Below are 23,210 nucleotides of genomic sequence, written 5' to 3' on the forward strand. Positions count from 1 at the left end.
TTATTCTCCCCGTGAGTCAGTATCTTGTTGGCGTTTTTGACGACCTAATTCACGTACTGCCATCACGCTAACTCCAGCCACTAACCCGACAACACCACCAATTAACCCCACAGCTGTAGATGAAATTTGGCCACCTTCGCGATTATTGACATCCGGTTTATCCACCCGTGGTGTTGGGTTTTCCACGCTCGCCAACTGATGTATCGCTTTGTGAAAGCCGACATTTTCCTCATTACAGCCATAACAAGGGTGACCAATCGCCACAGGCCAAACGCCGCCGACATCACAGAATTGCAATGTGGAGCAGTTCCCGTAAGTTTCAGGCCCCTTACAGCCTAAATGGTATAAACACCAACCTTCACGATGACCATCATCACCGAACTCTTTTGCGAAGCGGCCCGCATCAAAATGAGGGCGACGCTCGCAGTGTTCATGAATTAATCGACCGTACGCGAACATTGGACGATTTTTGCTATCCAGTTTTGGTGGACGATTAAACGTAATTAAGTGCGCGACCGTCGCAAGGAAGTTATGTGGATTAGGCGGGCAACCTGGAATATTGATAACGGTTTTATCTTTAATGACTTGATCTAAACCCACGGCTCCTGTTGGGTTATCTCCTGCCGCAGCAACACCGCCCCACGAAGCACAAGAACCAATCGCAATCACGGCCGCGGCGTGTTCAGCCACTTCACGAATATGCTCAACAATCGGTTTCCCCGCCACCATGCAATAAATACCGTTATCTTTTAGTGGGATAGAACCATCGACGACTAAAACATATTTTCCTTTGTACTTTTCAATTGCATCATGTTTATTTTGCTCAACTTGCTCACCAAAGGCGGCAGACAACACCTCGTGGTATTCCAATGAAATAGTATCGAGAATTAAATTTTCCAAAGTTGGATGGGTTGAACACAGCAAAGATTCCGTACACCCCGTACACTCTTGGGCACCAATCCAAATGACAGGAGGTCGAGCTGGATCACTAATAGATTCAGCTATTTGGGCAGCAGCCTTCCCGCTTAATCCCATTGTCGCTGCTAATGCTGTACATAACTTCATAAAATCACGGCGGTTAATGCCATGCGAAGAAATAATAGAGTTATCTCCTATCATTCTTTTTTCCTATTATTATGGGTGGCTTAAAACCTATTCATTAGAAGGAAATTTTTGTTTATTATCTTAAGGTTATAAATACCACAAGGCCCTATACACAAATGATGCATACGCTTTTTGTTTGTATTTATCTATTTAAGAAGCCAACAAAACCAACTCTAATGAAATAAATTCTTATTTAAGTAACCTGATGCATAAATATAAAATAAGATCCTATTCCTACCGCTCCTAAATCATTTGATCTTCATCAATAGGCAATAAGAAATTTTATTTTTTTTATATATTTGCTAGAAAAATCGATTCAGTAACCTGTGTTAAAACAAGAGGAAAAATATAAAAAAATAGATTTGATTTTCAATACTGCGTTATACATCACATCATTTAAAATAAAAAACTATTTATTTTTCATTATGATACTTAGATTCATTGTCGTAATATAATTAATTAAGCAGAATAGGTGTATTAATAACAATCCAACTATTAATATAAAAACAAATATGTCAAATAAGAATCAATATCAAAAAGACAATATAATCTATTAAAATGAAAATCTGAAAAATAGGTAGATATACAATCCTATAAATATAATACTGCCCATCAGTAATAGATTAATTTTTCAACATCGCAGAAGCGATAGCGACTTGCCCCAATGATAGCCCACCATCTCCCATAGGAAATTGTTTTGCATATAACACATCGAACTCAGATAGATTATTCATTAATAGTTCTCGCAATAGTTGGTTATGAATCACACCACCTGACAAAACAATTTTCTTAGTACCATATTGGTTCGCTGATTTCCTTGCTAGCTCAGCAAAACCTTCCGCTAACGCTACATGAAATGCATGTGCGCGTTGTGGTTTAGGCGCACAGTACGCCATCCATTGCTGCCAAAATGTATGTAAATCTAATTGTTGACCAACTAACGGCATAGTGACCGGATGTACGCTCACGGGAGATTTCATTGCAATCGCTTCCAGTTGGCAAGCGGCCTCCCCTTCCCAACTAGTTTGTGCCGTACAAATACCTAACGCCGCAGCAACCGCATCAAAAAGCCGCCCAGTAGATGAAGCCGTTGGGCTATTAATTCCTTTATCAATCGCCTTTTGTAAGCCTTGCCAAGGAAATGACATTAAATAAGCAGCGCTCTCTTGCTTTTGCCACTGGGGGACAAATTGTAAACAATGCGCAAGGAAATTACGCCATGGCTGCCGAGAAGCTAATTCCCCTCCCGGCAGTGCAACTGGGGGCAAGCCTCCTAGGTATTGACTGGATTTATAATCCACTAGTAAGCATTCACCTCCCCATAGCCGGTGGTCATCACCATACCCCAAACCATCCAAAGCTAACCCAATGACTTTACTTCCATTTAGTGGTAAACCATGCTCAACCATTACCGCTGCGATATGCGCATGATGATGCTGCACTTTTATCAATGGGATTCGTAATTGCTGTGATAACGCCTCGCCATAGCGCATACTCACATAATTAGGATGCATATCAGAAACTATAGCGGTTGGCGTAAAACGATAAATAGATTCAAATAATGCAATCGCAGACTGGTATTGTTCAAAAATATCCATGTCATCAAGGTCGCCTAGGTGTTGGCTCATTACTGCACTTTTGTCTCGCAATAAACAAAAGGTATTTTTAAGATCCGCCCCTAAGGCCAGTATTGATGGCGAATTCTCAAACCCTTCAGGTAAGTCAATGGCATCAGGAACATAGCCCCGCGCACGGCGGAGCATTTCCGCTTGCCCATCATGATAACGCACCAGTGAGTCATCTGCGCGTTGGACAATATCACGGTTATGAGTGAGGAAAAAATCAGCAATATCCGTTAAATCAGCCAGAGCAGCTTGCTCACTCAATACAGGGGGCTTTCCTGATACATTTCCTGATGTCATCACTAATGGGCAATTAACTTGTGCCATCAATAGGTGTTGCAACGGATTAGAAGGTAACATAACACCTATTTCTGCTAGCTTTGGCGCAATATATTGGCTTAATACATGATTTTTCCAATTTTTAATCAACACAATCGGTGCGGCAGGGCTTTTCAATAATGCACATAGGCCATCACTAAGCGGCATATTGTGCAACTCTAACCAATTCAGTGATGGAACCATTACCGCAAGTGGCTTAGTTGGGCGGCATTTACGTACGCGCAAAGCTTCTACCGCCTGATCATTACTCGCATCACAAGCAAGGTGAAAACCCCCGATCCCCTTAATGGCAACAATTTTACCTGCCAATAACTGCTGAGCTGCCAAGACTAATGCGTTCTCTTTATTTGCAATCGTTTTTCCTGATGGGTCGCACAATTTAATTTCAGGGCCACACACCGCGCACGCATTAGGTTGCGCATGAAATCGTCTATCTGCGGGGGATTGATATTCCTCTAAGCAATTAGGACACAAAGGAAAATCGGCCATTGCGGTATTGGGTCTATCATAAGGCATATGACGAATAATAGTGAAACGGGGGCCGCAATGCGTACAGTTTGTAAACGGGTAATGAAAACGCCGATTTGATAGGGCAAAAAGCTCTTGTTGGCACGCATCACAAGTGGCAGCATCTGGAATGACTTGCGTGTCCATTTTACCTTCACCACTACGGCGAATAGTAAAAGCATCGGGTAATTTATCCCATTGAAAAGGTTGCGGTTCAATACTTTCTATATGGGCTAATGGCGGACAATGTTGGTACAATAACTGAGTAAATTCAGTGAGATCCGAACCAATACATAAACGCACTAGCACCCCTTCACCATCATTACAAACATCACCTAATAATTTGCATTGGTGGGCTAACTGCCAAATATAGGGGCGAAACCCCACACCTTGCACTTTCCCTTTGATGCGTAACTGTATACCACTTTTCACTGAGATATCCTCTTACCACTGTAAGGATATTTTCGCGCTAAAACATAAAAAAAGCTTCACTTGAGATCAAGAAAAGTCGTGGAAGTACAATTGACCGATTCATTTTTCAAAAACCGATTCATTAATTAGCAATACAATAATGATTACATTAAAAAATAGTGCCCATTGTTTACTAATTAAGAATTCTGAACAATCTTAAATATAAACTTAAAATCCAATTTAACTTGAATGCGTAAACAATATAACTTTCTCTATTAAATACTATTAGAATTATAGCCAGTTTGATTAATTATTTTCAGAATTATTCTCTATAAATCGACATAAATAACCTTTCTAAATCATTCACCTAGTCCATAAGAACGATAGTATCCCGTCAGACATAAACGTAGACTCATTTATATATTAACAATATAGCAACATCTTGTGATGCATGAATATTATTCATAAAAAAACTCAATCTATTAATAATATAAAGAGGTGATATTTTGATATTAAAACAACTTTTCGTTTCTCTTTCTATCGGTGCAGTACTATTTGGTGCTAGCCATCTTGCTAGTGCTGATGAAATTATTACGCTTGGAACAAAAGGCGGCCCTTCCTTATTAAATGAAAAACGCTTGCCGCAATCTACAGCATTTATCAAGAACGACAAAATATACCTATTTGATGCGGGATACGGAGCAAGTTTGCGATTAGTTCAATCAAAAGCCCCATTAAAAAACCTTGATTCTATCTTTATTACCCACCTCCACAGTGATCATGTTGCCGATTACCCAGCCCTACTGTTAAATGCATGGAACAGTGGTTTAAATCATAATATCGCTGTTTATGGCCCTGTTGGAACGGAAAGTATGACAAAAGGTGTTTGGGATACTTTTAGTCGCGATATTGATTTACGCGTTAAAGATGAAGGTAAACCTGATTTGCGTCAAATGGTTACAGCAAAAGATATTCAAGAAGGCCCTGTACTCAAAAATGATGATGTCGAAATTAGTGCCTTATTTGTTCCACACCCACCTTTTAACTCAGACGAAGCTCTCGCTTATAAAATACAATCTGGCGGAAAAACTATCGTTATTACTGGTGATATGATTGATAATAGCCAAATTATTGAATTTGCTAAAGATGCTGATTACTTAATTAGTGAAGTCGTCTTAGTCTCTGGTGTGGAAAATTTAGCCAACCGTATCGGCAACGGTTCGACGCTGGCAAAAGCGATTATTTCTCACCATACAACAGCAGAAGATGTCGGAAAAATAGCCAAGCAAGCTAATGTAAAACACCTTGTCCTAACCCACTTAGTCCCCGCGGATGACCCATCGATTACTGATGATGTGTGGATTAATGAAGTCAGAAAACAATACTCAGGTCCAGTAACGGTCAGTAAAGACTTACAACGTTTTGAGGTGAAATAAGTTATTTCAATAATAAAAAGGTATTGAATATCAATACCTTTTTATATCTATTTATTCAAATATTAGCGTACATAATAATAGTAACGAAATTTAATCACTAATAAAACCATCTTCCATACGATTAAAGTTGTAGAAGAACTCAGAAGGATCCACGACAGCTGGGTCGCTATATTTTCTGGCTTCATCCCACCACAATTGCTGTAATTCCTTCAGCTTTTCCGGGTATTTCTGCGCTAAATCCGTTGATTCAGAAAAATCTTCTGCTGTATTGAACAATTGCCATTGGTCATCATCATAGCTGGTGTTATAACGGTGCAATGCAACTGCTCTCCAGTCACCCTGAGTAATTGCTCGCTGACTACGCAGTTGAAAATACTGCACATCACGGGTTTTTGCGTCATCTGAATTTAAAGTTCCTAAGAAAGATTTACCCGCCACAGGAATTTGTTTTACTCCATCAACCTCTGTTGCAAATGACGTTCCCGCCGCATCTAAAATTGTAGGGGCAATATCAATAACACTAACATATTGAGAGCGAATACTATTTGGTTGCTGTATATGACTGGGCCATGACACAATCAGAGGAGTTCTAACACCACCTAAATAAGGCCACAGTTTATAACGCTTAAAGGGTGTTGCCCCCGCATACGCCCAAGGGCGCTGATATAACATGTCCGTTTTTGGTCCACCAGCATCATCAAGGTTATCGTACATTTCTTTAACTGTTGTTTTATCCATATATGCCGTTCTAAAACCACCGTTTACCCCGCCTTCTGGCGCAGCACCGTTATCTGACAATAAAATAATTAACGTATCATCATATTGGCCTGTTTCTTTCAAGTGTTCGACTAAACGGCCAATTTGTTCATCTGTATGAGTCATAAAACCGGCATAGGTTTCCATAAATCTCGCGTACACTTTTTTCTGCTCAGTATCGAGTGAATCCCAAGCAGCGTCCCCTTTCTCCCTTGGAGGTAAAAGGGTATTTTGCGGAATAATGCCTAACTTCTTCTGTTTTTCAAACCTATCCAAGCGAAGTTGATCCCAACCTTGGTCATATTTGCCACTGTAATTTTTAATATAGGATTGTGGCACATGATAAGGTGAATGGGCCGCACCTAAAGCCAAATAAATAAATTTCGGTTGTTCTGATTCTTGGTCAATACGTTGAATTGCATGATCAACTAAATCAACCGACAAATGATATTCAGGATTATTAGGTGGTGTAATCTTTTGATTATTTTCAACTAGTGCAGGTTTATACTGATTTGTATGGCCACTTAAAAAACCATAAAAATAATCAAATCCCCGCTGCCTTGGCCAAAAACTTTGGCTACGCGCTAAATCATCTTTATAGTTTGGTGCTAAATGCCACTTGCCTAGTGCATAGGTATCGTAGCCTGCGGACTTCAGCGCTTGAGCAATATTTTGAGCATTTTCAGGTATTTCCCCACTCGTTGCTGGCCCTGTACCATGAGGTGTTTCTTTCGATGGCGCATTCACATTATCAGGTGGCAAATCTTCCATATTGACAGTTTGATTGTTTCGTCCTGTAACGATAGCCGCTCGAGTTGGCGCACTAATCGCACTTGTATCAAAGCGGTTATAACGTACCCCGGATTCTGCCAGCGCATCAATATTTGGTGTTTTTATCTCTGAACCAAAAGATCCAAAATCAGCAAAACCAACATCATCAAGCACAATTAAGATCACGTTCGGTGGCTTTGCATTCGCCGCAGTATTGTCAGCTGCGGCATGTGTAGCAAAAGATGCCGATAGCATCAATGCGCCACTTAATGCTGTACTCATACACTGCCTAAGCAGATTTGGCTTGTGTGACAATTGTAAAAAATACCGTTTTTTAGTTTTTCTTATTTCTTTATTCGACCGCTCTTTATTAGACATAGTGCCTCGCTTATAAAATACGAGTTAGTAAAAAACAACTCACATTCCGGATTAAAAGGACAAAAACAAAAAAACCTGAGACCTATAACATCCAATGCTATAAGTCTCAGGTTTTTGCCTAGTCAAGCTAGTAACACACCTAGAATGCCACTATCTAATCAAAATAAATTAAATTCACAATCTATTATTTATATATTTGTGAACAACATCAAAACTATCATATCAACCAAATTCCCATATATTAAACAAATTCATAGTGTTGCAGTTAATTTTACTCATATCTATTTTATTTACCTCAGGAGCTCTATTTATTAAAATCAGTGGCAGCTCACAATTTCAATTATTATATATTGTAATAAAAAATAAACCCGTTTTAAATATGTAGCAACTGGTGTGTTACTAGCTTGACTAGGCAAGAACCTGAATTTTTATACGTTTTATCAAATCGTATAAAAATTCAGGTTTTTTTTTGCTTAACCCTCTTGCTCCGTAACAAAATAAAATTAAAACCATAAAAAGTAACAATTTAAATAACATTGCTAATAATCAAGAATAAAGGTTGGTATATGAAAAAAGTTAGACTACTTAATTACCTAAAAGGGTCCATGCTCATTCCTATATTATTCTCTTCTATAATAGAAGCTAGGGAATATAAATTCATTGATAGCCTAAGCAATGAACCGTTAATAAAAGACAGTAAAATGGATTTATTTCTCAGGAATAGATTAAAATATTTAAATGAAAATGAAGTTGGCCCAACCTATATACATACTGCATGGGCACAAACGATTGGATTAAATTATCAATCAGGTTTATGGAAAGAAACTCTGGGTTTTGACGTTTCTTATACGAGCGTCACCAAATTAGGAGCAAGTGATTATTTTGCAAGCCGAGATTTGCTCTGGAATGATGGTTCTGGATTTAAATCATCAAATGCGAAAGGGTTCACAAAATTTAATAACCGCTATATTAAGCTGCATTTAGGTGATGAACAAGGTCTGCAATATAATGCGAAATATGGCTGGCAAGCAGCCCATATGTATACCGTTCTAAAAAGCCCTTATGAATCATCTCAAAATAGTTATTTAGGTTATACTGGCACATTGAAATATCAAGATTTTTCAATCGATACGCTATATGTCGATAGCGTAATGGAACGATTTACACCGAATAAAGAAAAATTCCGGAGTGCAAATAAAACGCCTGTTGAATATATTGCTGCAGGTGGTATCAATTATAAAACAAAAGAACTTAATGCAAGTTATAACTATGGCTATGCAAAAGATTTTATTGACCGCCATGTGCTTGAACTAAGCTATATGCCTTATTCTAATATTACGCTTGGGTTCCAAGCCTTTGGTAATGTTCCCTTAGAGTTATATAAAGATATGCCTTCCGCACAACAAGCCGCTAATGGCAGTTCTTGGGTTTATGAAGGTACTGTTAGATGGCAACATGATACCTTAGGTATGAAACTGGGTGTTGGCTATACTGACGCATCAAAAAATGACGGGTCACTTGGCTATTTCGATAGGCACCCTTTGAGAAATGCACGTTGGCGTATAGAACCTATGTCATCTGCCGCTTATCACTATCAACGTGATGGTGAATTAGCGCTAACAGGGCTCATTGATTATAAATATGCTGAAGATTTTTACTCCGCAATACAATTAAATTACGGCCAATTTGACTTCAAAAATAACAAAATTAAAACGGGGGAAGTTAACCTTATTAATGCGTGGCAACCCAGTGATCCTCGTTTAAAAAACTTTACTGTCTTTACTAAATTAACTAAGGCCTGGCTTTATCAGACACAAGGGAATCGCGTACAACCTGTTTTTGATGATAATGGCCATTATATTCGAAGGAACTCTATCGCCGCAGATATTATTTTTGATTACAAATTTAATATCTTTTAATTTCATAAAATAATTAATTGAGGCATAAATGAAAAAAACAATTTTAGCTGTCAGCTTATTCGCTTTATTTGGGCTTCAAGCCCAAGCATCCACAGACAAAATGCGAATTTTATTGGTAAATGATGATGGTTGTGATGCATTTGGTATCGCTGAATTAAAATCACAATTAGATGCTAAAGGTTATGATGTTTGGCTTGTCGGCCCAGCAACAAATCAAAGTGGAATAGGGACTGCTATTACATTCAAAGCAGGGAAAGAATTCGATGTTAAAAAAGTCGATGAGCGTACTTATTGTTTTCCTGGTACACCGGCTGATTCTCTCGATTTCGGTTTACAGGGGTTATTACGGGAAACACCACCAGACCTTGTAATTTCAGGGGTCAACGATGGTCCAAACACCGGAACGTCACAACTTAATTCAGGAACAGTTTCAGCTGCTGCACGTGCTGTACGTCTTGGCTACCCAGCGATAGCCGCCAGTATTGGCTATATTATGAATGAAGAGGAAATGAAATCTGGCTGGCCAAGTACCCATAAGTATTGGCCTGATTCCGTTAATTATGTTGTTGAGCTAGTTGATGACCTAAATAAAAATTGGGTTTCAGGGCAAGCCGTACTCCCGGCTAAATCGGGGGTCAGTATAAATTACCCTGCTTTAGCTAAAGATAAAATTAAAGGTATTAAATTTGTGGAGAATGAATATACCGTATCCCCACAAATTTTATATGTAATAACGCCAGAAGGAAAAGCAAAACAAATTATCAATCCAGAGGCATTAAAAATAAGAAATGATGATTCTGATACAGGATATCTTGATAAAGGCTACATTACTTATACTATATTTGATGGTGACTGGAATGCTCCAGATGAAAAAGTTAAAGAGTATCAAAAAATTATTAATATAAAATAGTATTACAATTCTAATAAATAGAGGCATAAGTATGAGCAATACAAACCCAAATTTTCAATTGATGGCTAAACCTTCGAGTTCAGTATGCAATATTGATTGTACTTATTGCTTCTATTTAGAGAAATCGAAACTATACCCGAATAGAAAAAATCAATGGCGAATGAGCGATGAGGTTCTAGAACAATACATTCGCAGCAATATCGAGCAACAACCAGCGGACACAATTGAGTTTGTTTGGCAAGGTGGAGAACCCACATTACTTGGGTTAGGGTTCTATAAAAAAGCAGTCACACTTCAACAAAAATATGCAGGCAAGAAGAGAATTACAAATTCATTTCAAACTAATGCGCTAAACCTTGATGATGACTGGTGCCAATTTTTCAAAGAGCACCATTTTTTATTGGGCGTTTCAATCGATGGTGACCGCTCTGTTAATGATCAACACCGTTTAACTCGCTCAGGAAAAAGTACTTTCGAACGTTTACTGGTAAGTATTGAGCGGCTCAAAAAATACCAAGTTGATTTTAATACACTGACGGTTGTCAATAATTTCAATGTGGATAAACCGATTGAAATTTATGAATTTTTAAAAAGCATTGGTAGTTATTATATGCAGTTTATCCCTGTGGTTGAACGCCAAGCACAGCAAGCAACAACGGAGGGGCTATCATTAATTTCCCCTGAATTTAATGGAACTGCAAGGGTCACGGATTGGTCAGTCAGTGCAATAAAATATGGCCAATTTCTTAATGATATTTTTGACCATTGGCAAGAGAACGATATTGGTAAGGTATTTATCATGAATTTTGAACAGACCATGAGCCAAAGCCTTGGTTTGCCGAGTAGCTGCGTAACCAGTGAAAACTGTGGAGCTAATTTAGTTTTAGAAGCAAATGGCGATCTTTATTCTTGTGACCACTTTGTTTACCCTGAGAATAAAATTGGCAATTTGATGGTGGATGCGGTCTCTAATATGTTGGAATCAGATAATCATCAACGCTTTTCATCACTTAAAAAAGAAAAGATCAGCGCAGACTGCCTACCCTGTGAATTTAAATCGTTATGTCACGGCGGCTGCCCAAAACATCGTTTTTTACTTGATTCAAAAGGGTTACCAAGGAAAAATTATTTTTGTGATTCCTATAAAATTCACCTTTCTCACTCTTTAGGAAAAATGAAAGCTATCTTAGAAGGATTACAAAAAAACTAGTCCTCCTCTTCTATGTATTAGACAAAAAACCCAGTAAGCGCTACTGGGTAATTTAACGACTTACTTATCTTTAGGCGCTCTTATAATGCGTATTTCTCAATCGCCTTAGCGACGCCATCAGAATCATTACAACTCGTAACCCCCGTAGCACGCTGCTTTAATTCTTCCGTTGCATTCTCCATTGCAATACAAATTCCTGAGACATCAAACATAGGCAAATCATTATTTTGGTCACCAATGCACATGATTTCGTGCTTATACAAATCTAATTGTTGTGCAAGTGCTTGGATTGCTAGCCCTTTATTCGCATTTTTATTTAAAACTTCTAAAAAATAAGGCGTGCTTCTGACTAATGTATATTGCTGAAAATAATTGGATGGTATCTTTTTGATAATACTAGATAAATAGTTTTCTTCAGACGAAATCATCAATTTAGTAAATAAGATATCAGTAGGCATTTCATCCATTGGAACATAATGGATTAATGTATTCGAAAGATAAGCTTCATGTGTCGTATAAAAACCAATAACCTTATTTGCAGTGAAAATTTTATTGTCACCAAGAGCATGTAAAGAAAGAGCTAATTCTTCCGCTTGAGCATAAATTTTCTTATAGTCATCAATATCTAATAAAAAATCGATAAGATGATTGCCATTTGACGCATCATGAATAACGCTACCATTATTACTAATGCAGTAGTTTCCCGGTTTATCCAAACCCAACTGTTGTAAATAGGGTTGAATACCTGAATAAGGCCGACCAGAAGCAAGGATAATATGTATATTGTTTTCCTGTGCTTGATGAAGAACTAATTTAATATTATCGCTGATTTGATGATGCGTGTTCAATAGTGTGCCATCAAGGTCAATAGCAATTAATTTTACAGCCATACAATTTTCCTTTTCTATTCCCATTTAAAATAGCAATACAGCATTTTACAGAGGGAGAATATGACGTAGGTTAATGCCTAGTCTTGCCAGTTACACACCTATATTAAAAAAATTAAAGTAACGTTTAAACTGAGTGTAGCAGCCTTTCTATGTGTAATGCCAAATAGATAATCTCCTCACGAGAGACAGGAATAGCATATTCAGACTGTATCAATGCGGCTATTTTTTTTGCACATGCAAAATTTTTCAGTAATTCCTTTTCAACGAGTTCCTCTAGTACCGAATTAAATTGGCTACTTTTGTCATGATTTGCTTGGCAGCGGATCAATAAATATTTTAGATGGTTAATAAACCGAGAAAAACTATCGGTATCCGTATTAACTTGAATATGAAAAGAATAATTTATGATATTAATAATCTTATAAACCGTTTGCGTGAATTTTAACGTATCCCCTACGCTTTTATTATTTAACTTCGCATTGACAAAATGTAGCGCAATTAACGATGCTTCACCAGGTGGTAGGCTAACCCCTAGATTTTCATTAATATAATCAACGGCCACTTTCCCTGCAATAAATTCAAGGTGATAAAGATAGGGAACTTCATAGAGAGAGATACTCATTTCTCTATTTTTACTTCGCTCAATAGCAAATGTAATATGTTCAGATAATGTAATGACTAAACTGTCACTTAATTTTGCATTTAAAATCGGTTTACATTTATTAATCACTTCAAGTGTTAACTTTATTATCCCAATCGGAATATTATCGACAAAATTATGAATATCATAGTCATGGGGCTTACTAAAAAGCTCATCCCCCTCAGTGCAGTGGTAGTTTTGACCTGCCTTTGAATTAAACCCAATACCTTTACCAATTATAACGAATTCTTGTTGGGCATCATTATCCACAAGTATCACATTATTATTTATAACTTTTTTTATTATATACATATAGAGTACTTCCATTTTTATAAGTTATAAATGCAAAAAACCTGAAATGACATGAAGTAAACTTCAGCATCTTCAGGTTTTTGCCTAGTCGAGCTAGTAACACACCAACTACCTGTAGATATATCTTTTCTCCTTTTAAAAAGCAAGATACATCGCTGCTTTTTGTGATCGATAGCTGAGTAGAAGCCCCTAATTATTTTATAAAGATAGCTTTAACTATCAACTCGCTGTAAAGAATACCTTCATAATTAAATTTTCAGAAAAACTCAAGTTTAGATATGAGCATATCTCTGTCGCACGGATCACAAATTTATTAATCAAAGATTGTCTTTCATTCATAAAAATCTTATAACGTAATGGTAGGTCTGTAACTAGCTAGACTAGGCAATAACCTGAAACAGATTGAATTTAATTTATTCAATAGTTTCAGGTTTTTTTATTCCTAAATTTTGAGGTACAGACAACGACTTTATAAATAGTAATGATTATGAATAATAATGTTTTTTTCAGAACAAATGATAAAATTCATTATTATTTGTAAAAATGATAGAAATTAGCATTACTCATTAGGTTGTTTGTAAAAATAAAATGAGTCAGGCATAAACTTAAGCTTTAAATATAACAGGTGTGTAACTGGCAAGACTAGGCATTAACCTGAACAATACTTCCAATTAATTTTGGGGGACATTGTTCAGGTTTTTTTATAGGTATACTTATGGAAAGTAGACAAGTTGCAGAACAGATCATCACGCTTATTGGTGGTCAAAAAAATATTAGTCAGCATTGGCATTGCATTACACGCTTGCGGTTTAACCTGCACAATAATGATCTTGTCGAGATTGAAAAATTACGTGATATCCCTTGGGTATTGGGCGTTAACTTTCAAGGTAATCAACTGCAAGTCATATTGGGAAGCCACGTTACCCACGTATTTACCGAACTACATAAAATCGTTGAGCCAAATGGTTCTCCGCTCGAAGAAACTCAGCAAGAAGAAATAGTAGAACCGAAACAAAATATTATTAATACCTTTTTTGATTTTCTTTCAGGTATTTTTACCCCTATTTTACCCGCTATTATTGGAACTGGGTTATTGAAGGGATTACTTGCGCTTTTTGATATTTTTGGCTTTATACCTAATGGCAGTTCAGAATACCGAATTCTCTACACAATTTCTGATTCAGCATTTTACTTTTTACCTATTTTACTTGCATTCTCTGTTGCTAAAAAATTTAAAACTAATGAGTATATCGCCGTCACATTGGCATTCATCCTTGTTTATCCGATGTTTCAAGGCGAGCCCACAATGTCTTTCTTTGGCATTAATATCCCTAACATTACTTATAACTTCACCGTTATTCCGATTATTTTAGGTGTATGGTTATTAAGCTATATCAGTAAATGGGTTGAAAAAATAATCCCTACCAGTGTAAAAATTATTTTTGCGCCACTACTTGTTTTAATTATCTCATCAATTATCACTCTGTCATTATTAGCACCGTTGGGCTACTACATTGGCGAATATTTACAACAAACATTCTCGTATTTATTTGATGTTGCAGGGCCTATCGCTGGTTTCATCATGGGAGGATGCCTATCACTGCTAGTGATCACAGGGATGCATTATGCCTTTTTCCCAGCTACATTTTCTAATTTTAAAACATTGGGTTATGACTTTGTCTTATTACCAATTAGTTTATCCAGCAACCTCGCACAAGCAGGAGCAACATTAGCTGTCGCGATTAAGAGCAAAAATACTAAATTAAAGTCCATCGCTTACTCCTCATCCCTTTCTGCGGTTTTTGGTATCACAGAGCCTGCAATTTATGGCGTTACCATGCGTTTGAAAAAACCATTTTATGCGGCATTAATTGGAGGGGCAGTGGGAGGTGGAATTATCGGTACATTTGCAGTCAAAGCGTTTGCTTTTAGTATTCCTGGAATTACGGCCTTACCCACTTATGTTGAAGCGGGAACCAATAACTTCCTGTTTGTTTGTCTCGCTGTCATCGTCAGTTTTTCTTTAGCATTTATTATTACACTTTCATTAAAACTTGATGAAACGGGACTCTCTCCAAATAAAGAGTCGACTTCACCCCATAACCTAGTTTCATCAAATAAGAATAATAGTGAAGAAAATACTCTATCAACACACTCTCAAAGCGATAAAAAATTAATCAATCTTAACTTATTCGCGCCAATTTCAGGGGAAACACTGGCACTAGAACAAGTCCCAGATACTGTTTTTGCCAATAAAATCATTGGAGATGGTATTGCCATCCTTCCTTCAGATAACAAAGTTTATGCTCCCACGGATGGCATTATTTCCATGGTCACCCCGAGCAAACATGCCATCGGTCTAACGACCCATGAGGGGTTAGACATCCTAATTCATGTAGGTATCGATACCGTTTCATTAAATGGTGAAGGTTTCATTCTCCATGTTAATGAAAAAGACAGCGTTAAAGCTGGAGACCTACTCATCGAGTTCGATATTGAAAATATAACTAAACATTCATTATCAACAATCACCCCGGTTTTGATAACCAACTTTGACGAGTTCAGTGAATTACAGGTGACAAATCAGAAACATGTCACAAGTAATACCACAACACTGCTCACCGTTAATTGATTTAGTAAGAGGATATTATGAAATTAGATACCAAAAACATTAGCACAATTGGTTTTCCAAAAGGCTTCTTATGGGGCGGCGCAACAGCGGCTAACCAAATCGAAGGGGCTTTTGACCAAGGTGGTAAAGGATTATCAACTTCAGACGTTGCCGCCTATAAAGACCCTTATGCAGATGGTTCCGTCAATAACTTTACGTTTAACGTTACCTCAAAAGAGCTGGAAGAATATTTAAAACCCGAGTGTAAAGCCTTATTCCCGAAACGCTGGGGGATCGACTTCTATCATCGTTATGAAGAAGATATCGCATTATTTGCTGAAATGGGCTTTAAAGTATTCCGTTTATCTATTTCTTGGGCGCGTATATTTCCAAATGGAATTGATGAGCAGCCAAATGAAGAAGGTTTAGCCTTTTACGACCGCGTATTTGATGAGTTAGCGAAATATAACATCGAACCACTCGTCACACTTTCTCATTACGAAATGCCACTAACTCTGACACAAAAATTCAATGGCTGGCAAGATCGTCGCCTAATTGATTTATTCGTAAAATTCGCAACTACTTGTTATAAGCGATATGAATCAAAAGTAAAATATTGGATCACGTTCAATGAAATGAACATGAACCTGAACAGCTTATATACAGGTGCAGGTACATTACCTGATACCGTTAAAAATGTTGAAGAAGCCGCATACCAAGCGTCGCATAACCAGTTTGTTGCCAGTGCTATTTCTATCAAACTGGGTAAACAAATGATGCCTAACGCCCAAATTGGTTGCATGATTTGCCGCTTAGAAACTTACGCTGAAAGTTGCAACCCAGAAGACCAATTACAAGCGTTAAAAGAAGATCAAATCAACCTCTTCTACCCTGATGTTAGTGTTCGTGGGGAATATCCTGCCTATATGCTGCGTTATTTCGAAGAAAATAATATTAACATTCAAGTTGAACCTGAAGATTTTAAAGTATTAAAAGAAGGTATTGCTGATTTTATTTCACTTAGTTATTACATGACCTATGTCACCAAAGGGGGGCCTGACGCAAAAGAGTTATCAGGCCACTTAGTCAGTAAAATTAAAAACCCATACCTCAAATTGTCTGAATGGGGCTGGCCGATTGACCCAACTGGCCTTCGTATTACCCTGAATAAACTGTGGGATCGCTATGGTGTTCCTCTGTTTGTCGTCGAAAATGGTTTAGGGGCACGTGATACTCTAAACCCAGATGGTACGGTTTCTGACCCATATCGTATTGAGTATATTAAAGAGCACATTATTGCCATGAAAGAAGCTATTCGTGATGGAGTGCATTTAATGGGATATACCACTTGGGGCTGCATTGACCTGATCAGCTGCGGTACCTCACAAATGACCAAACGTTATGGCTTTATCTATGTAGAACAAGATGATGAAGGTAATGGCTCTTTAAAACGTATACCGAAAGAATCTTTTTACTGGTATCAGCGAGTCATTGCCTCTAATGGGGAAGACCTCGAGTAAGCCTTAAATTTAACTTATTTAACCGAATACGCCCTCGATAGCTTATCCTCTATTGAGGGCTATTTTATTGGTATGGCTGGCCTTCAACTATTTTTATTTTCTACACCAGATATGAGTGGCCACCTTAATGCCTCGCATTAACTGGTTTCTCATATGAAACCAAACTCCGCCATAACCTCGACACACCCCACATTTTGAAACGAATATTTTACATTTAACCAACATTTGATTGACTAATAATCACCCATACAATTAATCTGGTTTTAAATAAAAAACAATGTTTCGCATATGAAACAAAATGTTACAACACATTCAAAAGGAGAAAACCATGAGCTGGATTGCTGTCTGCGATGTCTCACAAGTTCAAGAAGAATTTCCTTTTTCAGCCAAAGTTGATGATGCCGAAATTGGGATCTTCTTAGTTGAAGACCAATATTATGCCTTAGAAGATGTTTGCCCACATGCCTATGCCCTGTTAAGCCAAGGTTTTGTTGAAGATGGCAAAGTGGAATGCCCATTACATGAAGCCGTTTTCGATATTAAAACGGGTAAATGTTTACGCGAACCTGGTGGGCGAGATCTCAAAACCTACCAGACACGCATTCACAACAACCGAATCGAAATCAGTTTGATTGAGGAGTAGAAATGGAACCTATTCAAAATATTAATCCGTATTTACCAGCAAATAATCAAATTATCCCAGCACGAGAAGGTGGTAAAGGCAGTATCCAAGCGCCAGGAAGTGCACCGAATATCGTTTGGCAAACACGTTCACGTATGCCTGATGAGTATGAAAACAAACTCATTTTTGCACTGGAAACGCTATTCGCTGCAGGCACTGAATCACTTGAAGAATTAGTTAGTGCATTAAATCAACAACAACTATATGACCGACAAGGGCAACCTTGGTCCACAAGCAGTTTCCGCGAATTTCTTCTCGTCAATGGTTACTAGCACATTGTCATACTAAGAAAAGAAAACAAAAACACCTTTGATAAACGGAAGCAAATGATGATGACAAATACACAACTTCAAAACTACCAAGATTATTTGGATGTCGGATTACGTGGGCAATGGTACCCCGTTTTATCCAGTTGGGAAGTCAGTAGTAACCCTATCGGTATTACTCGCTTAGAAGAACAAATCGTGCTTTGGCGTGATGATAAAGGCCAAATTCATGCTTTAGAAGATAGATGCCCTCACCGTGGTGCCCGTTTATCAATGGGTTGGAACTTAGGTGAACGCATTGCCTGCTGGTATCACGGTGTCGAAGTCGGTGGAGATGGCATCGTTAAAGATGTTCCAGCGGTCAGTCAATGCCCTCTTGAAGGTCAAAAATGTTTAAAAACCTATCCCGTTCAAGAAGTTCATGGTGCTATCTTTCTCTATTTTGCGGTAATTGATGGTGAAACACCTCCTGCCCTTGAATTCCCTGAAGAATTAGCTGATGACGAAAACCACAGCAATTTCCTCTGTACCGCATCGTGGAAGTGCAATTACCAATATGCACTCGAAAACGTGATGGACCCAATGCATGGTACCTATCTCCATTCATCATCACACTCAATGGCAGAAGGTGACAAACAATCAGAAATGATCCTAGAAGCAACAAAAAATGGCTTTATTTTCCGTAAAAATGACCAAATAGGTGTCAACTTTGACTGGGTGGAATTCGCGAGTACGGGTGCAAATTGGCTGCGTTTATCTATCCCATATCAAAAACGCTTCGGCCCTGGTGGGCACTTTTGGATTATCGGCATGGTCGTACCTGAAGACCGTCACCATACTCGTGTTTTCTTTTGGCGTATTCGCAAAGTGAAAGACTGGCAACGTGATTTATGGCGCTTTATGTACCGCAACCGCCTAGAAGGACTGCATTGGGATGTTTTAGAACAAGATCGCATTATTTTAGAAAACCTCACACCAAATGCACGCGATAAAGAATTTCTTTATCAGCACGATGTGGGTTTATCCCGCCTACGCCGCATTATGCAACGCGAAGCGAAGAAACAGTTTGACTTAATCAACAATAAGGAAACTGAAAATGCATGATATCTTGGCAGGAAAACGCATTGTAATCACAGGAGCCGCAAGAGGGCTTGGCTTGAGTTTTGCGCAAGCTGCTGCAGAACAAGGTGCTCAAGTTATCTTGTGTGACATCCTAGAGCAACGATTACAAGAAAGTGTCGAGTCCTTACAACAACAAGGGTTTGAAGCCCAAGGTGTTTCTCTCGACTTAGCGGATCCTGACTCAATCACTCATGCATTCAACAGTATTGGTCAACAAGGTGCAATTGATGGGCTGATTAATAATGCGGCTCTGGCAACCGGAGTGGGTGGGAAGCTGCTCGACGAATATGACTTGGCGCTATGGGATAAGGTCATGACAGTGAACGTCAGAGGAACGTGGCTAGTCACCAAAGCCGCTCTCCCCTTTTTAAAGCAGAGTTCCCGCGGCAAAATTATCAATATTGCCTCTGATACCGCACTTTGGGGAGCCCCTAAGCTCATGGCTTATGTCGCCAGTAAAGGCGCAATCATCAGTATGACCCGCTCAATGGCACGTGAACTCGGCGTTCACCGTATTTGTGTCAACGCGATTGCCCCTGGGCTCACTAAAGTCGAAGCGACCGAATACGTTCCCGCTGAGCGCCACCAGCTATATGAAAATGGCAGAGCATTACAAGGAGAGCAGATGCCCGAAGACGTTACGGGAACCGCTTTGTATTTGCTTTCGCCCATGGCCGATTTTGTCACAGGCCAGCTAATCCCAGTTAATGGTGGCTTTATTTTTAACTAATTTCGCCATTCAGTCGGTAAAGAGGTGAGGACCATGAATTCAACGTGTAAATATCTAGTACCCGGTTTGGAAAAAGGGCTACAGCTTCTTCTGTTACTCGCTCAACAGCATCGCGAATTGACATTTGCAGAGATCCTCCGCTTAGTCGATATGCCCAAAGCAACGGCTTACCGTGCGATCCAAACCTTAGTGCACTTGGATTTCCTCGTCCAACATCCACGTACTGGAGCATTTTCATTAGGCCGCAAAGTACTCAGCCTTGGTCTTGGCTATATTGCATCACTCGATTTAACCCAGTTAGGCCAGCCCATTATCGAGCAACTCAGAGACCGAAGCCAATGTAACAGCCATTTAGTCATTCGAGATGGTCGGGACATTATTTATATCGCCAGAGTCAGTGGCGCAGAATCAAAGATTAACCATGTTAGCGTAGGCACGCGTTTATCAGCGCACCGAACCTCACTGGGTCGAATGCTACTCAGCGGGTTAACTCGCGCTGAATTTGATGCGCTTTACCCTGATGATGAACTCCCCGATAACGCAGGCTTTAAGCAGGAATTTTGGCAAATGATCCAAGCTGACAAACTGCGAGGCTATGTGATTGGTGAATCATTTTACCGTCGGGGGATTTCATCCATTGTTTACCCTGTTTATAACCAAACGAATGGCGTAGAAGCGGTAATTAGCATCATGGTGCCAATGAGTAGCATCCCTGCACAAGAGTGCCGGCGATTACAAAATGAAGTGAGCTATGCAGCCCAAAAACTCACTGAATTTATTGGTGGTATGAGCCAAGCAAAAGCCGTTTAGCGTTAACCAAATATCATCCACACATTTTTAGGTTTATTGCCATAAGCCTCAGGTTCTTTTTGTCCAAAAAAACCTTTGGCAATAACACCAATCGATAGAGGACTTTACAATGTCAGTGATTGGAATAGAAAAATTAGAATTTGGTGTTGAAAATATCCCTAGCTGCCAGAAATTTTTACATGATTTTGGCCTCAAAGCGGCCTCTGATAACGCCTCGTTATTCACGACCTTATCTGGTGCAGAAATACAGTTATTTTCACACCAAGACCCAAATCTGCCAGCCCCTTTTGAAGCGGGTTCAACACTGCGCCGCATTACATGGGGTGTTGAAAACTCGGATAAACTCCAAGAGGTCATTGAGAAAATTAGGCCTTGTGATGGCTTTCAACTGACGCCAGATGGCGCACAATGCCGTGACCCAAATGGCATGACTGTCGCTTTCACCATCAGCAAACAAAAAACGGTTGAATTAGAAGTCACCGCTATCAACCAATGGGGGGATATTCGCCGCATTGATAAACCTAGCCCGGTTTACGAAAAAGCCCCCCCTATTAACGTCGGCCACGTGGTGTTCTTTGTTGATGACTTACCTTCTACAGAAGCGTTCTATTGCCAAAAACTGGGTTTTCAAGTTTCTGACCGTTATATCGACCGTGCCGTCTTTTTACGGACACAAATAAACGGTTGCCACCATAACCTGTTTTTGCTGAAGCTTCCTCATCGTAGCAGCGGCCTCAACCATGTCGCTTTTACGGTTCGTGATATCCATGAAGTGATTGGCGGCGGCCTAGCAATGAACCGCCATCAATGGAGCACCTTTATTGGCCCAGGCCGCCACCCTATCTCATCCGCTTACTTTTGGTATGTCAACAGCCCAACAGGTGGTGCTTTCGAATATTACACCAATGATGATTACCTTACCGATAAGTGGCACCCGCGCGAACTGGAACATTCCTTAGTTTCATTTACCGAATGGGCTGTAGAAGGCGGTCTCGATTATGAAACTCGCCGCCAAGTTAAGGAGTAACACCATGAGCTCATTAATCCAAGGCGGTATTGTCATTATCGGTGGGGGCCAGGCAGGTGGCTGGGCGGCAAAAACCCTACGAGATGAAGGCTATCAAGGCATTATTTCGGTGATTAGCGATGAAAACCATGATTTTTATGAGCGCCCACCGCTGTCTAAAGCGGCACTGACGCAGGAGAGTTTATCGTTATCACGTTTATTCAGCGAACAAGAAACTCACGCCTTAAATTTACAATGGTTTCGCCCACTACGTGCCACTAAAATTGATAGTCAAAACCAATACGTTCATTTAAGTGATGGCCGTGTCATTACGTTTGACAAATTACTGCTCGCGACAGGCGGCCGACCTCGCTACCTGTCAAGCCGCTGGCAGCAACACCCAAAAGTCTTTGCCTTACGTTCGTGGGATGACGCTCAGAAATTACGCACTGCACTACTATCAGCACAAAAAATTGCCATTATTGGTGGTGGTTGGATTGGCTTAGAAGTCGCTGCTTCCGCACGAAAAATGGGTATTGATGTCACAATTTTTGAGCGGCAAAGCCGATTGTGCGAACGCAGTGTGCCGCAAAATGTTTCAGAGGCTCTGGCACTACGTCATACACAAGCGGGCGTTCATGTCATAACCGATTGTGGAAATATCGAACTTGGCGAGCCGACAACAACTGGATTACAAATTAGTTGCCAAAAGCAGCCTTCGCAAAACTTCGATCTCGCTGTTATGGGGATTGGTGTTGAATTAAATCTCGAACTAGCCAAAGAAGCAGGGCTTGATGTCACCCACGGTATTGTGATTAATCACCAAGGGCAAACTTCTCACCCCAATATTTATGCTGCGGGGGACGTCGCTTGCCATCCCACACTGTCTTTATGTTTACAGTCATGGGCTTATGCGCAAAACCAAGCTATCACCACAGCAAAAGCCATGCTTAACCCACAATCTGAAGGGTTTAATGAACTCGCTTGGTTATGGTCAGATCAATACCAAGACAACATCCAAATTTTAGGTGTCCCAACCTCACAAAAATTAAATCATATTCAACGGCATACTCCTGATTCAGAGGTTCATTTTGCTTTAAATGAAAGCAATGAATTGGTGCAAATGATTGCATTTAATGATGCTCGTGCCATCAAGCTAGGTAAACGTTGGATACAAGGCCACCGCAAATTGAACCCTTCACAACTTGCTGATCCCACATTTTCACTAATGTCACTGAAATAGTGTTCAGCAAGGAGA

The 23,210-nt window shown here is 39.3% G+C and carries 18 protein-coding genes; 13 read left to right on the forward strand and 5 right to left on the reverse strand.

Features of this window, described 5'->3' with window-relative positions; genetic code table 11:
* Both hybO and hypF read right to left on the reverse strand, forming a co-directional pair.
* Positions 1 to 1,119, reverse strand: coding sequence for a hydrogenase 2 small subunit (gene hybO, locus PSF31_RS13120; RefSeq protein WP_004257951.1), 1,119 nt, complete (start codon positions 1,117 to 1,119; stop codon positions 1 to 3).
* A gap of 608 nt (positions 1,120 to 1,727) precedes the next feature.
* A complete protein-coding gene (hypF, locus tag PSF31_RS13125) occupies positions 1,728 to 4,004 on the reverse strand; it encodes a carbamoyltransferase HypF (protein ID WP_096864043.1) in 2,277 nt (758 codons plus the stop codon).
* Between the two features lie 488 nt (positions 4,005 to 4,492).
* Here hypF and PSF31_RS13130 point away from each other — a divergent pair, with 488 nt between their 5' ends.
* Positions 4,493 to 5,419, forward strand: a complete 927-nt coding sequence (locus PSF31_RS13130; RefSeq protein WP_442959849.1) for an MBL fold metallo-hydrolase — start codon at positions 4,493 to 4,495, stop codon at positions 5,417 to 5,419.
* 90 nt (positions 5,420 to 5,509) lie between these two features.
* On the opposite strand, the gene PSF31_RS13135 is transcribed toward PSF31_RS13130, so the two are convergent.
* Positions 5,510 to 7,228, reverse strand: a complete 1,719-nt coding sequence (locus PSF31_RS13135; RefSeq protein WP_232062944.1) for an arylsulfatase — start codon at positions 7,226 to 7,228, stop codon at positions 5,510 to 5,512.
* Between the two features lie 662 nt (positions 7,229 to 7,890).
* Between PSF31_RS13135 and PSF31_RS13140 the strand changes: the two genes are divergently transcribed.
* Genes PSF31_RS13140 through PSF31_RS13150 form a run of 3 tightly spaced genes read left to right on the forward strand, consistent with a single transcriptional unit; the run spans position 7,891 to position 11,363 of the window.
* On the forward strand, positions 7,891 to 9,243 hold the full coding sequence (locus PSF31_RS13140) for a hypothetical protein (RefSeq protein WP_096864040.1): 1,353 nt from the start codon (positions 7,891 to 7,893) through the stop codon (positions 9,241 to 9,243).
* Between the two features lie 28 nt (positions 9,244 to 9,271).
* The gene (gene surE, locus PSF31_RS13145) at positions 9,272 to 10,153 is read left to right on the forward strand and encodes a 5'/3'-nucleotidase SurE (protein ID WP_096864039.1); all 882 of its coding nucleotides are present in this window, start codon (positions 9,272 to 9,274) and stop codon (positions 10,151 to 10,153) included.
* 31 nt (positions 10,154 to 10,184) lie between these two features.
* A complete protein-coding gene (locus PSF31_RS13150) occupies positions 10,185 to 11,363 on the forward strand; it encodes an anaerobic sulfatase maturase (RefSeq protein WP_096864038.1) in 1,179 nt (392 codons plus the stop codon).
* Positions 11,364 to 11,443: 80 nt separating this feature from the next.
* Here PSF31_RS13150 and yidA read toward each other — a convergent pair whose 3' ends face one another.
* Entirely contained in the window at positions 11,444 to 12,253 is an 810-nt protein-coding gene (yidA, locus tag PSF31_RS13155) for a sugar-phosphatase (protein ID WP_164560931.1), read from the reverse strand.
* Between the two features lie 124 nt (positions 12,254 to 12,377).
* The gene (locus PSF31_RS13160) at positions 12,378 to 13,205 is read right to left on the reverse strand and encodes a PRD domain-containing protein (RefSeq protein WP_164560930.1); all 828 of its coding nucleotides are present in this window, start codon (positions 13,203 to 13,205) and stop codon (positions 12,378 to 12,380) included.
* A 715-nt stretch (positions 13,206 to 13,920) separates the two neighbouring features.
* Here PSF31_RS13160 and PSF31_RS13165 point away from each other — a divergent pair.
* The 9 genes from PSF31_RS13165 (at position 13,921) to PSF31_RS13205 (ending at position 23,195) form a co-directional block, all read left to right on the forward strand.
* Positions 13,921 to 15,837 (forward strand): beta-glucoside-specific PTS transporter subunit IIABC, encoded by a 1,917-nt coding sequence (locus tag PSF31_RS13165; protein WP_164560929.1) that lies wholly within the window; start codon positions 13,921 to 13,923, stop codon positions 15,835 to 15,837.
* Positions 15,838 to 15,854: 17 nt separating this feature from the next.
* A complete protein-coding gene (locus tag PSF31_RS13170) occupies positions 15,855 to 17,336 on the forward strand; it encodes a glycoside hydrolase family 1 protein (protein WP_096864034.1) in 1,482 nt (493 codons plus the stop codon).
* Positions 17,337 to 17,664: 328 nt separating this feature from the next.
* Positions 17,665 to 17,979, forward strand: a complete 315-nt coding sequence (nirD, locus tag PSF31_RS13175; protein WP_036958011.1) for a nitrite reductase small subunit NirD — start codon at positions 17,665 to 17,667, stop codon at positions 17,977 to 17,979.
* A 2-nt stretch (positions 17,980 to 17,981) separates the two neighbouring features.
* The gene (locus PSF31_RS13180) at positions 17,982 to 18,290 is read left to right on the forward strand and encodes a recombinase-like helix-turn-helix domain-containing protein (protein ID WP_004257971.1); all 309 of its coding nucleotides are present in this window, start codon (positions 17,982 to 17,984) and stop codon (positions 18,288 to 18,290) included.
* 57 nt (positions 18,291 to 18,347) lie between these two features.
* Positions 18,348 to 19,388, forward strand: a complete 1,041-nt coding sequence (locus tag PSF31_RS13185; RefSeq protein WP_096864033.1) for an aromatic ring-hydroxylating oxygenase subunit alpha — start codon at positions 18,348 to 18,350, stop codon at positions 19,386 to 19,388.
* Entirely contained in the window at positions 19,381 to 20,136 is a 756-nt protein-coding gene (locus PSF31_RS13190) for an SDR family oxidoreductase (RefSeq protein ID WP_096864032.1), read from the forward strand. Before PSF31_RS13185 ends, PSF31_RS13190 begins: the two co-directional genes overlap by 8 nt.
* A 33-nt stretch (positions 20,137 to 20,169) precedes the next feature.
* The gene (locus PSF31_RS13195) at positions 20,170 to 20,946 is read left to right on the forward strand and encodes an IclR family transcriptional regulator (RefSeq protein WP_096864031.1); all 777 of its coding nucleotides are present in this window, start codon (positions 20,170 to 20,172) and stop codon (positions 20,944 to 20,946) included.
* Between the two features lie 109 nt (positions 20,947 to 21,055).
* The gene (locus tag PSF31_RS13200) at positions 21,056 to 21,973 is read left to right on the forward strand and encodes a VOC family protein (RefSeq protein WP_272683199.1); all 918 of its coding nucleotides are present in this window, start codon (positions 21,056 to 21,058) and stop codon (positions 21,971 to 21,973) included.
* A 4-nt stretch (positions 21,974 to 21,977) separates the two neighbouring features.
* The gene (locus PSF31_RS13205) at positions 21,978 to 23,195 is read left to right on the forward strand and encodes an NAD(P)/FAD-dependent oxidoreductase (RefSeq protein ID WP_096864029.1); all 1,218 of its coding nucleotides are present in this window, start codon (positions 21,978 to 21,980) and stop codon (positions 23,193 to 23,195) included.
* Positions 23,196 to 23,210: the final 15 nt, after the last annotated feature.

Origin of the sequence: Providencia sp. PROV156 (assembly GCF_028480905.1) — a bacterium.
In the GTDB taxonomy this organism is placed as follows: domain Bacteria; phylum Pseudomonadota; class Gammaproteobacteria; order Enterobacterales; family Enterobacteriaceae; genus Providencia; species Providencia hangzhouensis.

Bases quoted from the DNA above. Each gene is read 5' to 3' on its own strand.
- PSF31_RS13150 (WP_096864038.1), top strand. From the start codon at position 10,185: ATGAGCAATACAAACCCAAATTTTCAATTGATGGCTAAACCTTCGAGT.
- hybO (WP_004257951.1), bottom strand. From the start codon at position 1,119: ATGATAGGAGATAACTCTATTATTTCTTCGCATGGCATTAACCGCCGT.
- surE (WP_096864039.1), top strand. From the start codon at position 9,272: ATGAAAAAAACAATTTTAGCTGTCAGCTTATTCGCTTTATTTGGGCTT.
- nirD (WP_036958011.1), top strand. From the start codon at position 17,665: ATGAGCTGGATTGCTGTCTGCGATGTCTCACAAGTTCAAGAAGAATTT.
- PSF31_RS13195 (WP_096864031.1), top strand. From the start codon at position 20,170: ATGAATTCAACGTGTAAATATCTAGTACCCGGTTTGGAAAAAGGGCTA.
- PSF31_RS13205 (WP_096864029.1), top strand. From the start codon at position 21,978: ATGAGCTCATTAATCCAAGGCGGTATTGTCATTATCGGTGGGGGCCAG.
- PSF31_RS13140 (WP_096864040.1), top strand. From the start codon at position 7,891: ATGAAAAAAGTTAGACTACTTAATTACCTAAAAGGGTCCATGCTCATT.
- PSF31_RS13170 (WP_096864034.1), top strand. From the start codon at position 15,855: ATGAAATTAGATACCAAAAACATTAGCACAATTGGTTTTCCAAAAGGC.
- PSF31_RS13180 (WP_004257971.1), top strand. From the start codon at position 17,982: ATGGAACCTATTCAAAATATTAATCCGTATTTACCAGCAAATAATCAA.
- PSF31_RS13185 (WP_096864033.1), top strand. From the start codon at position 18,348: ATGATGACAAATACACAACTTCAAAACTACCAAGATTATTTGGATGTC.
- PSF31_RS13160 (WP_164560930.1), bottom strand. From the start codon at position 13,205: ATGTATATAATAAAAAAAGTTATAAATAATAATGTGATACTTGTGGAT.
- PSF31_RS13200 (WP_272683199.1), top strand. From the start codon at position 21,056: ATGTCAGTGATTGGAATAGAAAAATTAGAATTTGGTGTTGAAAATATC.
- PSF31_RS13165 (WP_164560929.1), top strand. From the start codon at position 13,921: ATGGAAAGTAGACAAGTTGCAGAACAGATCATCACGCTTATTGGTGGT.
- PSF31_RS13135 (WP_232062944.1), bottom strand. From the start codon at position 7,228: ATGAGTACAGCATTAAGTGGCGCATTGATGCTATCGGCATCTTTTGCT.
- yidA (WP_164560931.1), bottom strand. From the start codon at position 12,253: ATGGCTGTAAAATTAATTGCTATTGACCTTGATGGCACACTATTGAAC.
- PSF31_RS13190 (WP_096864032.1), top strand. From the start codon at position 19,381: ATGCATGATATCTTGGCAGGAAAACGCATTGTAATCACAGGAGCCGCA.